Here is a 13,104-nt window from a genome sequence, read left to right on the forward strand (position 1 = left end):
TGGAGGTTGCGGCTTGCGGACTTGCTCTGTGACTATTCCACGAGGAAGATGGATACCCCAGTCTAGAATGCACGCCTTCAGCACTCGCTGAAGCAGATTCAATTCGTGCTTGACGGATTGAGCGCCCACTTCTTTCAGGCGCCCATCCCTATATTCAGCAACGTGGGACGGCTCTAAAGCCGCCAAAGATAAATTCCCCAGCACAATCATAAGACGATCCAAACGGCTGCTATCCGGCCCTGCTCCACGTTTGGTGGGAAGGATTTCAGCTGCATATTTTTCACAAGCCTTCCGGACAGTAATTCGAGAAGCGGCATCCGAGGGAATAAATGCACCTCGGTCCATTTCGCGCTCTTGCGCTCTGGCCCACTTTTCGGCATCCTCCTTGATATCGAACGTAGCGGAAATTGGTTTGTATCCATTTCTGCGAACAATAGCTTGCCACGTATCGCCGGATTTGTTTTTCCGTTTCCGAATAGTCGCCATGACAGACCCTCATACAAGTTTCCAAAGGGGAATTTCGAAATTCCAAAGTGACCTACGCGTGACAAACTAAGTATCATTATTTAAAAACCAATGCAATATCAATATGTTAAATTTTAAAAATTCTGGCCTCCGGAGCCAAAGGTCACAAGTTCGAATCTTGTATCGCGCGCCATAATAAAAAACAAAGGGTTACGTCAAAGGCGTAACCCTTTTTTGTTATCCACCGGCCAGGTGAAACCGCCCGTCAATCGACCGTCGGCTGTGGCGGCGGGGTCCGTGACGAATCCGGGCATCTGCCGGAAGGGAGGGGGCTACCCTGTATCAGCACCAGGCCGCCTTTCACCACGCTTGCCAGGTTGGCCATGTAATCGCATTTGATGCGCAGCAGGAAAAACAACCTTTCGTCAGCCAGCGGATGCAACGTCTCGAAATTGCCCTGTCCCTTGGACAGGATCACATCGGCCTCTGCGAACAATGTCTGGAATTCCGTGGTTGTTTCATCAAGGATGGTCCCCGGGTAAACACTGCCACTGGAAATAGTCCGGACCAGACGGTCCAGCCCCACGGCCCTGGCATCCTCCAGGGTAGCGTCGTTGATGATCGGCCGGGCGCGAAGCGCCGCCGTTATGCGCAGACGGGGAAACTGGCGCATGAGTTCTTCCAGAAACAGCCTGTCGAAGACAATCTCTCCGCTGTTATCACAGATATAGAGAAGGTTCGAGGCCTTGTGCAATGCCTGCCGGAAAGGCCGGATGTCATAACGGGCAAAGCTGGTCTGATCCAGATTGCGGATTTCATGCTCCAGATCGATGTCGTCATGGGGCTTGACGCCAAAATCGATGATGTTGCCGGCCGCGGCGAGATGCAATCCCATCTCGATCGGTTCCGGGCTACAGGCCAGCATTTTCTGAAACATCGGGACGTGAGCCAGGGACAGCGCGTTTGAGCGTTGTTTGACCTCGGCATAGATATCGAATTCGGGCGATTCGCCCCGTTCCTGAATGACGGCATCCGCAACCTGGCGGACAACGTGCTGAACCAGCAGCGGCTTGACCTTCGAGTCTTCGATGGCCTGCCGCGCCACGGCGAGGATGCGTGCTGTCTGCCCTTCTTCAAGCTGGGCGAAGCGCGCCGTGGAAAGGCACTGTTTCAGGACACAGGGAATGCATTCCTGCGCGATACCATAATGCCGCATCGACTTTTCCATATGGGTTCTCCCTCACCGCATAAGGCGCGCGCAAACCTGCCCGCGTCCAGAACGGCAATTTCTCCGAGCTACTCGGCCCTTTCAAACGCCTGGCGGGCTCCCTGCAGATCGCCAAGGTCGGTACGGGCCCGACCGATGATGATCCAGTTTTCCCGACGCAGAACATGACCAGCGGGAACCAGGGAATTGGACTTGGCGGCGAGATTTTCGGCTTGCATGAGCTGTCCCTGCGCCAGGCGCACGCGGGCCAGTTCATGCCAGAGCAGTGCATTGCGGGGCTCGATCCGCAAGGCACGTTCCAGCGAAACACTGGCATCGGACAGGCGACCCGCCGCGGTTTGCGACCTGGCCTTGCCAAGCAGGGAAGTCACCGCCATGTTGCCCGATGGCGCCGGCGCAGTTTGTTTCTGAGGTGGCACCGCACACCCCGCGATCAGCAGCAGAATCGCCGGAACCAGCCATTTTATCAGTGTCTTGTTCACTCGAATAACCCTTTAAACCAGGTTTTGATCCGATGGCCCACCGAATGTGGACCACAATCGGCGCTGCGGGTTGGGGCCGAACCGGAGATAAAAGGCAGTTCCACGGCACCCGGGCAGTTTGCGGCACTGCGCAATCCCGATGCGGGATCAATCCATACCCACTCCACATTGTCCGGCGGCACAAGGGTCAAGGGTTCGGGATCAAGTCCGACCATAATATCGCCCCAGATGCCCATGGCGGCGCCAGCGCCGCTGAATCCGGCAGGTTCGTTATCGTCCCGCCCCACCCATACCACACCGAGACGGTCACCGGTAAATCCCGCAAACCAGCTATCCCGGTAGTCGTCGGTGGTACCGGTCTTGCCGGCAATACCCAGATCAGGCGACAGCCGGTTGTACAACTTTTGAGCGGTCCCTTCGCGGACCACGGACTGCAGTGCGGTGGTTACCAGATAAACAGGGGCCGGCCTGATGACCTGCTCCACATTCAGGGGATATCGTTGCAGCGGTTCGCCTTCGGCCGTCAGTACCTCCCGAATGGCCCGCAGCGGCGTACGGAAACCGCCTCCGGCGAGGGTCTGGTAGAGCTGCGCGACTTCAAGGGGGGACAGGGCATCCGCCCCCAGCAGGCTGGCGGCAAAACCGGTCAGTTCACGCTCCACGCCGAGCTGCCGGATATTGGCCATCACCGAATCCACCCCCACCGACAACCCGAGCCGGACCGTGGCCACGTTATAGGAATGAATCAGGGCCTCGCGCATCGACACCTTGCCGTGATGCTGCTTGTCATAGTTCTGCGGAATCCAGTCTTCAGCTCCGGCCTGCCGATAAACCAGCGGACCGTCGTCCAGCAGGGTTGCAAGAGTGTATCGGGAAGGATGCTGCAGTGCGGTCAGAAAAACAACCGGCTTGATCAGCGATCCGACAGGCCGCCTGGCATCGACAACCCGGTTGAACCCCTCGAAACGCGGCTCCCGCCCGCCCACACAAGCCTGCACCTCGGCACTTTGCGTGTCGGTGAAGATAGCCGCCCCCTGCAGGGTGCCGGATTTAATGCCACGTATCGCTTCCAGATGCGCCAGATGTTTTTGCACCGCTTCTTCCGCCATGCGCTGCACCCGGGGATCAAGCGTGGTAAAAATCAACAACCCTTCTGATCGCAGATCCTCGTCTCGATAATCACGCTGCAACTGGCGATGCACCAGCTTCAGAAATGCCGGGTAGGGAGAGGTGCCACGGGGAGGCCGTTCAACCACTCCCAGGGGCATCGCCCTGGCTTCCGCGGCCTGTTGTTCGGGCAGAAATCCGGCCTCGACCATCTGAGACAAAACCAGGTTGCGTCTGTCCAGAGCCCGCCGGGGATGGTTGCGCGGGCTGTAGTAGGCCGGACCTTTCAGCAGGCCTACCAGCAGCGCGGCTTCGGAGGGACGAAGACGGGACAGGGGTTTGTCAAAAAAATGGACACTGGCAAGGCCAAACCCGTGAATGGCCCGGTTGCCGTCCTGACCTAAATAAACCTCATTGAGGTAGGTTTCGAGAATTTCCTCCTTGCTGTAATGCATCTCCAGCAGCACGGCCATGATCATTTCCGTGAACTTGCGCCGCAGGGTGCGCTCCGCCGTCAGGTAGAAATTTTTCACCAGTTGCTGGGTGATGGTGCTGCCACCCTGAACGCTTTTGCCACTGAGGGTCATGAGCAGCGCGCGGGCCATCCCCCGGGGATCGATGCCATGGTGCCGGTAATAGCGGCGATCCTCGACGGCCAATAGCGCATCCACCACCAGCCGGGGCACGGTCCGCAGTTCAATCAGTACCCGGTCCTCGTTCTTGCCGGGGAAAATGCCGCCGATAAGGGCCGGATCGAGGCGCACCAGCTGCAGGGCCGAACGCCGTTTGCGGTCGGTCAGGGATACGATACGTCCTTCGGAGAAAGCCACGCTGCATAAAATCGGCGGCTGAGGGCCGTCGCCATACACGAACGACCGGGTAACCAGGTCCAACTGCCGACCTTCCCATCGGTAGGTCGCCGGCTCCAGTGGAGATTTCACCTGCCGGTATCCGAGCAGGGCCAGCTCGGCGGCCAGATCGGCAGGGGTGAGCTTCAGTCCCGGGTACAATTCGAGCGGCCGCGCATAAACCCGCGCGGGCAAGGCGAAACGCTTGCCTTCAAACCGCTCCCTTACGGCAAAATCGAGATAAATCGCATAAAGACCGAAGGTCAGCAGGCTGACCATCATGCCATACAGAAAAACCCGCTTGCCAACGCTGCGTGCGGACACCTTGCGAACTGCCATGGTCCAGCCATACCTCCTTGTCGGGGATAAAACAGGTTGCCACCCATAGTACCTGTTTTACCGCCATGCAACAAGGCTGGATTAAAACCCTGCAACGCCTGCGTTTCACGATATGGCCCGTCTGTTGCTTGTTCTCGGGGAGTCTGCACAAAACAAACGGCACACAAAGTCTGACCGGGTGACAGGATGCCGCAAAATTGCTATGCTTGGCCCCGGCAATCCACGGACAGGCATTGCGAAGGATCTAACCCCATGGAAAATGTTTTCCTCGCCCTTGTAAAAAATGCCGCCTTGCTGCTGGCCATGGCCTTCATCTACGACGTGACGACCAGCCGCTGCCGCTTCAAACACCGACTGGCGGTACAGGTCTTCGTCGGCATCACCCTCGGCCTGTTGGGCATTGTCCTCATGAGCTCCCCCTGGCAATACGTGCCGGGCATCGTTTTCGACACCCGCTCGGTACTGCTGGGAGTGTCCGGCCTGTTTTTCGGCATGTTACCCACTTCCCTGGCCATGATTATCACCGCCGTTTTTCGTTTTGCCCAGGGCGGCACGGCGACACAAGCCGGAGTCTGCGTCATCTTGACCTCGGGCCTGCTGGGGATGCTCTGGAAGAACCGCACCCGCCACAGCGACACCGAGATATCCTGGTGGCAACTCTATCTGTTCGGCATGGTGCTACATATCGTCATGCTGGCCTGCATGCTGCTGCTGCCATGGGATACCGCCTTGCGCGTCCTGAGCCGCATCAGCCTGCCGGTATTGCTCATCTACCCTGTGGCCACCGCCATGCTCGGCACGCTGATGGTTGCCCGCCAGCGACGCGACCGGCTGTCGCTGGCGTTGCAGGCCAGCGAGGAGCGGTTGCGCATGGCCCTCAAGGCCTCGCGCCAGGGCCTTTACGATCTGAACGTACAGACCGGCGCAATCATCGTCAATGCGGATTACGCGCGGATGCTGGGCTATGAACCGGAGACGTTCCGCGAAACCAATGCGGCGTGGATGGCGCGCATGCACTCCGATGACCGGCCAGCGGTGCTGGCCGCCTATCGGGACTATGTCGCCGGCAGGATCGATGAATTCCGTGCCGAGTTCCGTCAACGCACCCGCTGCGGAACCTGGAAATGGTTCCGCTCCATGGGCAAATTGCTGGAAACGGACGCCGACGGTCAGCCCCTGCGCATCCTGGGCACCTTCTCCGATATCACCGAGCGCCGTCAGGCGGACCAGAAAACCCTCGATGCGGAACGCGAAAAGGCGCGCCTTCTTGAAGAAGCCCAGCAGGCGCGACTGACCCTGCAGCGCCTGTTCGAAGAGCAGAAAGCCGCAACGGCGGAAATCGAACGCACTTCACGATTGCTGGCCGGTGTGCTCAGCGCCGCCTCCGAAGTATCCATCATTGCCACCGACCCCCAGGGCTTCATCACGGTGTTCAATCGGGGTGCCGAAAAAATGCTGGGATACGCGGCCGAGGAAGTCGTCGGCCGGCAGACCCCGGCCCAGTTCCATCTCCCATCGGAACTGCAGGCCCGCTATGCGGAGTTGAACAGTGGCGACATACCTGCCGTGAAAACCATCGGGGAGTTCATGGCACAAGTGACCCGGACCGACGCCGATCACCGGGAGTGGACCTACGTTCACAAAAACGGCCAGAGACTGTCCGTATCGCTGGTGATTACAGCCATGCGCGCCCCCTGCGGCGAGATCGTCGGGTTTCTCGGCATTGCCCAGGATATCACCGCCAGCAAAATGGCACAGTCCGGATGGCGCCTGGCCCAGTCCTGCATCGATCACGCCGCCATCGGCATTTTCCGCATTGACGAGCAGGGTCGCATTCTTGAAGTTAACAAACAGGGCAGCAAAACGCTCGGTTACACTCCCGAAGAGCTGGAAGAACTGACGATTTTCGACATCGATCCGACGGTTACCCCCGAACGCTGGGTACGGCACCGGGAAATCATGCTTTCCGAGCGTTCCACAACCATTGAGACCCTGCACCGGAGAAAGGACGCCAGCGTGTTCCCGGTGGAAGTCACCATCAACTATTTCGATTACGATGGCCAGACTGTCTGCTATTCATTCGTCCGCGACATCAGCGAACGCAAACGGCACGAAAACGAATTGCGAAAACTCTCCCAGGCGGTGGAGCAAAGCCCGACCGCCGTGGTGCTGACCGATCCGCATGGAAACATCGAATACGTCAACCCCAAGTTCACCCAAACTTCCGGCTACACCTTTGAAGAGGTGCGCGGCAAGAATCCGCGTCTTTTGAAATCAGGGGAAACTTCTCCGGAGGAATACAAAAAGCTCTGGGAGACCATCTCCTCCGGCAGGGAGTGGCACGGCGAGTTTCATAACAGGCGCAAGGACGGCAGCTTTTTCTGGGAGCACATATCCATCTCCGCGGTACGCAGTTCTGCCGGCACCATCAGCCAGTTTCTGGCCATCAAGGAGGACATCACCGAGCGCAAACGCTATCAGGACCAGCTGCAGCACCTTGCCACCCACGATGATTTGACCGGTTTGGCCAACCGGGCATTGCTGCAGGACCGCCTTGAGCAATCGATCCTGTTCGCCAGGCGCTCAAAGCGGCTGGTAGCGGCGTTGCTGCTGGATCTGGACCGTTTCAAGATCATCAACGACAGCCTCGGTCACAGTTTCGGTGACCGGCTGCTGCAGATTGTCGCCGAGCGGCTGCGTCAATCGGTACGGGACGCGGATACGGTTGCCCGGCTGGGAGGTGACGAATTCGTCATTCTGCTTGCCGAAGTGGCCAATGAAGAAGACGTCGGCAAGGTCGCCAAAAAGATCCTCGAACGCCTCGCCGCCCCTTTTCATATCGACGACCGGGAAATTACCGTCACCGCGAGCCTCGGCATCAGCATCTACCCGCGAGACGGCGAAGACGAGGAAACCCTTATCCGTAACGCCGATATCGCCATGTACCGTGCCAAGGAAGAAGGCAACAGCTTCTGTCTTTACGCCCCGGAAATGAACCTGGTGGTTCATGAAGCCATGGAAATGGAGTCGGATCTGCGGCGCGCTCTGGACCGCTGCGAGCTGCTGCTGCACTACCAGCCCAAAATCGATTTGCACGACGGCTCCATCATCGGAGCCGAAGCCCTGCTGCGCTGGCTCCATCCAACCCGCGGCTTGATCCCTCCCGACCTTTTCATCCCTCTGGCCGAAGAGACCGGCCTGATCCTCCCTATTGGCGAATGGGTCCTGCAACAGATCTGCCGACAGATCAGACAATGGCAGACGCGGGGGCTGTCGGTGGTTCCGATTGCCGCCAACCTTTCCGCCCGACAGTTTCGCAACGAAAATCTGGCACAGACCGTGCGACAGATCCTGCAAAAACAAGGGGTCCGTCCGCAACTGCTGGAACTCGAACTGACCGAAAGCATGATCATGCGCGAACCACAGGCGTCGGCGGAAACCATGCAGCAGCTCAGCGATCTGGGCGTCAGCATGGCTCTGGATGATTTCGGAACCGGGTACTCCTCCCTCAACTACCTGCGCCGTTTTCCGGTCAACGGTCTGAAGATCGACCGCAGCTTCATCTGTGACGTGGGTCAGGATCCCAGCGCTTCGGCGGTTGTTACCAGTATCGTGGCCATCGCTCGAAGCCTGGGCCTGCAGTCCATCGCCGAAGGCGTCGAAACGCAGCAGCAACTGGAGTTTCTCCGCAATTGCGGCTGCGACTGCTGCCAGGGGTATCTGTTCTGGGCACCGCTTGACGTCGATGATTTTACGGCGCTGCTTGCCAGCCCGACTTCGGGCACGAGCATCGTAACGACGTCTTCGTAGCACGGCGCCGCGGCTGCCACACAAGTGCAAACTCTGCTTCAAAACGCCACGCCTTTTTGTTACCATTGAGCGGTTTGCCCGCAAAACCCATCCAGGCTGATGCCCGCAGGGGCACCGCCGTCATGCGGAAAGCTGTTGCGCGAGACTGGCTTGCCTTCAGGCAACCGCTTCCGACAAGGAGGCCGCGTTTTGCATTTTATCGGGATTTTCATCGAAACCATCGGCGGGCTGGGGTTGTTTGTCCTGGGAATGAAGACCATGACCGAAGGCCTGCAAATGGCGGCCGGTCCCCGCATCAAGAAAATTCTCTGCGCCATCTCCGCCAACCGGGTCATCGGTTGCGCCACCGGCGCGCTGGTGACCGCCATGGTGCAATCCTCGTCGGCCACCACTGTCATGCTGATCGGTTTTGTCAGTGCCGGCCTGCTGACCCTGCAGCAGGCGGTCGGTGTCATCCTCGGCGCCAATATCGGCACCACCATGACCTCACAGCTGATCGCCTTCAAGCTGTCGAGCCTGTCCCTGCCGGCCGTCGCCCTCGGCGTCTCCATGCGTTTTTTTTCCAAGCAGAAAAAATACCGGTATGCCGGCGAGGTGATTCTCGGCTTCGGCCTGCTGTTTCTGGGCATGGAAACCATGAAGCATGGACTGCAGCCTTTGCGAAGCGATCCAAACTTCCTGTCCTTTTTCACCCGCTTCGATCCCGCCAGCCTGGGCGGACTGCTGCTGTGCGTTCTGACCGGAGCCCTGCTGACCATGGCAGTGCAGAGCTCCTCGGCCACCGTCGGGCTCACCATGACCATGGCGACCCAGGGGCTGTTGAGCTTCCCCGCTGCCATGGCGCTGGTGCTGGGCGAGAATATCGGCACTACCATCACCGCCGAACTCGCCACCCTCGGCACCGCCAACATCGAGGCTCATCGCACGGCACGCGCCCACACCATGTTCAACGTCATCGGCGTAGGCATTATGGTGCTGGTTTTTCCGCAATTTGTCGCTTTTGTCGAAAAAATCACCCGGCTATCCGGGGTTGGCGCACCCGATGCCCTGTTACATGGCGAGCACCTGTACGTGGGCCGCTACCTGGCCAACGGACACACCTTGTTCAACATTACCAACGCTTTGTTTTTCCTACTCTTTTTACCGGTTCTTGTAAAAGCGGCGATCATGCTGTCGCCCAAGGACAAAACGACACCGCCCCCGGAAGCCATTCCCGAGTTCAACGATTTTTATGACGAATCCCCCATTGCGGCCCTGGCCCAGGTACGAGCCGAAATCCTCCGAATGGCCAAAACCGCCCGCCAGACGCTGGAAAACGTCATCCCCGCCATCAAGCAGCGCAACCCAGAGATGATGAGCGGATGGAAAGAGCAGGAAAAATGGATCGATCAGGCCCGCAAGGAAATCACCCATTACCTCATCAAGATCTATCAACTTGAAATCAACGAGGATTCGGCGCGGGAAATTCACAGTTTCTTCCGTATGGCCAACAACATCGAAAAAATAGGCGATGCAGTGGAACAGCTGGCCCACCTGTCGGAGAAGCTGTTTGAAAACAGGCTGCTGTTATCCGACCATTCCCTGAAGGACCTGGAGCAGATGTCGCATCGGGTGCTGGCCTTCCTCGACCTTGTCATCGTCCAGATCAACGCGCCCGATGCCACCTTCATGCAGGAAGCCTACAAACACGAAACCGGCATCAACCTGCAATTCAATAAAATGCGCGTACAAAAAATCCAGCGCCTCCAGGAACGGGACTGTTCCATCGAACCGGGGCTCTGGTACATCGACATCATGGCCTATCTTGAACGTATCGGCGGCTATTGCTTCAACATTGCCCAGGCGATTACCGGTCAGAAATAGGCAGGAGGAAACCGATATGGAACAGCAGAAAGCCATCGAACAGTTTCTGGAGCGCTTTTTCGGATCCAGCGACGCCGATCTTTACACCCTGATCGAGGAGATCAGCTTTTTTCAGAAACGCCGCCGCAAGGAAGTTTTATTTTTTGAAGGGGAGGACGGACACGCCGTGCATTTCCTGCTGCGCGGCCGGGTTAAACTCTACCGGGCCAACGAAGACGGCAAGGAAGCCGTCATCCGCTTTGTACAACCGGGAGAGTTTTTTGCGGAAATCCTGCTCGACTTGCGCAACCGCTACCCGGTCAACGCCATGGCGCTGGAAGATTGCTCCCTGCTTCTGATCGACGTAGGTAAACTCTTCGCCCGCCTGCAACAGACCCCGCAGCTGGCCATGCACCTGGTCGGCATTCTCTCCCAGCGCCTGATGTTCATGCTCAAGCGTGTTGAACAGCTCGCCATCGCCGACATCCGCCAACGTTTTATGGGCTACCTGCGCGCCCTGGATCAGAAACATCGCACCGGCGTGGTTCAGCTTCCGGCCCCCAAAAGGGAAATCGCGCTGCTGCTCGGCACCACCCCGGAAACCTTTTCGCGACTGCTCAAAAAACTCTCCGAGGAAGAAATGATCCGGGTCAGCGGCAAATCGATCCAGCTGCTGGCGGCCTTCGAAAACGGCACGGATGTGTAACGGTTTATCCGTTGGCCGGCAATCCTACCCGAATATCACCCTGGAGAAATTGGCCAGGATTTTTGCGCTGGCTGGCGTTTCTCTCACGCCAGCCTTTAACTTCTCGATATCCAGCCCCCGTTTTTTCAGAGAAGCAGCCTCCTCGACAAGATAGGCCCGCATGATGCTTGCGTCGAATCAGGGGGGGAAAACCGTGTTGTCGGCAGGTAGCTCATCTGCTTGCCTGGCCATAATGGCTAGCCGCCTTCGAGCAGATTGCGGCAGCGAAACCGACCGGACAGGAATTCAGCCGCGGCATCGGCCGGCATGGGTCGGGAAAAATAATAACCCTGCCCCTCCTGGCAGCCGCGATCCTTCAGGAAGGCCAGCTGCTCGCAGGTCTCTACCCCTTCGGCAATGACCTTGATCCGCAGGCTGCGCGCCATGGCGAGGATGGCCTCGGTAATCGCCGCATCGTCAGCATACATCGGGATGTCCTGCACGAAGCTGCGATCGATCTTGAGACGGTCGATGGGAAAGTGCTTGAGATAGCTGAGCATGCTGTACCCGGTACCAAAATCATCGATAGCGAGTTTGATGCCACGCGCCTTGATATCGATCAGGGTCAGGAGCGTCTCCTCGGATTTTTCCATGACCAGGTTTTCGGTCAGTTCCAGTTCCAGCAGACCGGGATCAAATCCGCTCCGCCGCAGTACGCCGTCGAGACGCGCCACAAAATCCCTCTGGCGGAACTGCCGCGGGGAAATGTTGACCGCCATGCGCAAGCTGGAGAACCCCTGACGGTGCCAGGCCGCGCCCTGCATGCAGGCCGTCTCCAGTACCCAGTCACCGATGGGCAGGATCAGTCCTGTCTCTTCTGCAAGAGGGACAAAACGTAAAGGACTGATCCTGCCGAGTTCCGGTGATTCCCAGCGCAGCAGCGCCTCCATGGCCACGACCCTGCCGGTTTTCAGATCGATCTTGGGTTGATAGTGAAGCGCGAGCTGGCCAAGGTCCAGCGAACGACGCAATCCGGCCTCGACTTCGAGCCTTTCCCGGGCCATGCGATTCATGCCTTTTGAAAAAAACTGGTAATTTTTCGGCCCCCTTTGTTTGGCCTGATGCATGGCGGTCGCAGCGTTTTTCAGCAGCACATCGACCTCGACACCGTCCAGAGGGAACAGCGCGATACCGATACACACCGAACAGTAAACCCTCTGGCCATCCAGAGCAATGGGCTCCGACAAACTGTTGAGAAGCTTCTGGGCAAGTACCGAATATTCATCCTGGGACCTGGCGTGGGAAACCACGACAGCGAATTCATCGCTGCCCAACCGCGCCAGAACGTCTTGGCGGGCCAGGCAATCCTGCAGACGCTGGCTGACCGTTTTGAGCATGGCATCCCCCGACTCGTAACCGAAGGAATTGTTAACCCCCTTGAAACGGTCGATATCTATGGTCAGCACCCCCAGGGAGGTCCGCTCGCGGCGAGCCTGAATCAGGCATCCATGACAGTGCTCACAGAACAGCTGCCTGTTGGGCAATCCGGTCAAACTGTCGAAGTAGGCCAACTGATGGGCTTTTTGACGGGCTTGATGATGGGGGGTGATATCGGTGACCAGCAGGACGAGGCAATTCAAGGTCCCGTCTTCATGAGAAATGCAGGAGGTCGCGACATGTGCCCAGAGGACTTCGCCATTGCGGCAGATATAACGCTTTTCATAATCCCGGGCAATTTGGCCACCACTCCGCATTTCCCTGATCAGATCGCGGGTAAAGGCAACATCGGCGGCATGGGTGATTTCAAGGACGGATTTCTCCAGCAATATATCTTCACTGTAACCGAGCATACGGCACAAAAACGGCCCTCGGGAGATACGGTGGCCATGCCGGCAAGGGCATTCTGAAAAATGGAACGAAACAACCCATCGTTGTTACGCCCGTCCCGTTCCGCGCTGCAGCGTCGCCCCGCGGCATGCTGCAGTTGCTTTTCGATGACGGCGGGCAAAGAAGCCAGGTTGTCTTTGCTGACATAGCCATGAGCAGCGCCGCCCATGACTTCGTCGGCGGTTTCGTCCTCGGTACCCCCGCGAAGGATGATAAAAGGCAAATCCTGCCCGCTGGATTGCAGAATCTCGAAGGCCGCCCGCAGGCGGAGACGCTGCTGGGACCAGTCGCAGATAACCACATCCCAACTGCCCCGGGCAAGGGCGGCCTGCAAGGCTTCGGCCGTGTCGACTCTTTCCCAGGCGAGGGCGTAGCCGTGGCGGCTCAGTTCCCGCACCAGCGACAGAGCTT

Annotated in this window: 7 protein-coding genes and 2 pseudogenes; 3 read left to right on the top strand and 6 right to left on the bottom strand. The window is 58.2% G+C overall.

Going from position 1 to position 13,104, the window contains the following annotated elements:
• The 4 genes and pseudogenes from AB7E65_RS08495 to mrcB all read right to left on the bottom strand — a co-directional run.
• Positions 1–486: pseudogene (locus tag AB7E65_RS08495) on the bottom strand (site-specific integrase); the annotation flags it as partial.
• Positions 487–730: 244 nt separating this feature from the next.
• A complete protein-coding gene (locus AB7E65_RS08500) occupies positions 731–1,693 on the bottom strand; it encodes a damage-control phosphatase ARMT1 family protein (RefSeq protein WP_083558659.1) in 963 nt (320 codons plus the stop codon).
• 68 nt (positions 1,694–1,761) lie between these two features.
• Positions 1,762–2,175: a tetratricopeptide repeat protein gene (locus AB7E65_RS08505; RefSeq protein WP_428745647.1), complete on the bottom strand. Its 414-nt coding sequence runs from the start codon at positions 2,173–2,175 to the stop codon at positions 1,762–1,764.
• Complete coding sequence (gene mrcB / locus AB7E65_RS08510; RefSeq protein WP_428745648.1) at positions 2,172–4,469, bottom strand: penicillin-binding protein 1B; 2,298 nt, start codon at positions 4,467–4,469, stop codon at positions 2,172–2,174. Before mrcB ends, AB7E65_RS08505 begins: the two co-directional genes overlap by 4 nt.
• A 252-nt stretch (positions 4,470–4,721) precedes the next feature.
• On the opposite strand from mrcB, the gene AB7E65_RS08515 reads away from it, so the two are divergent.
• From AB7E65_RS08515 to AB7E65_RS08525, 3 genes are all read left to right on the top strand, one after another.
• Positions 4,722–8,279 (top strand): EAL domain-containing protein, encoded by a 3,558-nt coding sequence (locus AB7E65_RS08515; RefSeq protein WP_072286910.1) that lies wholly within the window; start codon positions 4,722–4,724, stop codon positions 8,277–8,279.
• A 189-nt stretch (positions 8,280–8,468) separates the two neighbouring features.
• Positions 8,469–10,142, top strand: a complete 1,674-nt coding sequence (locus AB7E65_RS08520; protein WP_320360394.1) for a Na/Pi cotransporter family protein — start codon at positions 8,469–8,471, stop codon at positions 10,140–10,142.
• A 16-nt stretch (positions 10,143–10,158) separates the two neighbouring features.
• Positions 10,159–10,827 (top strand): Crp/Fnr family transcriptional regulator, encoded by a 669-nt coding sequence (locus AB7E65_RS08525; protein WP_428745649.1) that lies wholly within the window; start codon positions 10,159–10,161, stop codon positions 10,825–10,827.
• Between the two features lie 236 nt (positions 10,828–11,063).
• On the opposite strand, the gene AB7E65_RS08530 is transcribed toward AB7E65_RS08525, so the two are convergent.
• Both AB7E65_RS08530 and AB7E65_RS08535 read right to left on the bottom strand, forming a co-directional pair.
• Entirely contained in the window at positions 11,064–12,632 is a 1,569-nt protein-coding gene (locus AB7E65_RS08530; protein ID WP_428745650.1) for a putative bifunctional diguanylate cyclase/phosphodiesterase, read from the bottom strand.
• Positions 12,569–13,104 (bottom strand): annotated as a pseudogene (locus AB7E65_RS08535) (hypothetical protein); the annotation flags it as partial. The pseudogene AB7E65_RS08535 and the gene AB7E65_RS08530, both read right to left, overlap by 64 nt.

Origin of the sequence: Syntrophotalea sp. (assembly GCF_050253115.1) — a bacterium.
Lineage (GTDB): Bacteria > Desulfobacterota > Desulfuromonadia > Desulfuromonadales > Syntrophotaleaceae > Syntrophotalea > Syntrophotalea acetylenica.

Coding starts and splice junctions, on each gene's coding strand:
- mrcB (WP_428745648.1), bottom strand. CDS start 4,469: ATGGCAGTTCGCAAGGTGTCCGCACGCAGCGTTGGCAAGCGGGTTTTT.
- AB7E65_RS08500 (WP_083558659.1), bottom strand. CDS start 1,693: ATGGAAAAGTCGATGCGGCATTATGGTATCGCGCAGGAATGCATTCCC.
- AB7E65_RS08525 (WP_428745649.1), top strand. CDS start 10,159: ATGGAACAGCAGAAAGCCATCGAACAGTTTCTGGAGCGCTTTTTCGGA.
- AB7E65_RS08515 (WP_072286910.1), top strand. CDS start 4,722: ATGGAAAATGTTTTCCTCGCCCTTGTAAAAAATGCCGCCTTGCTGCTG.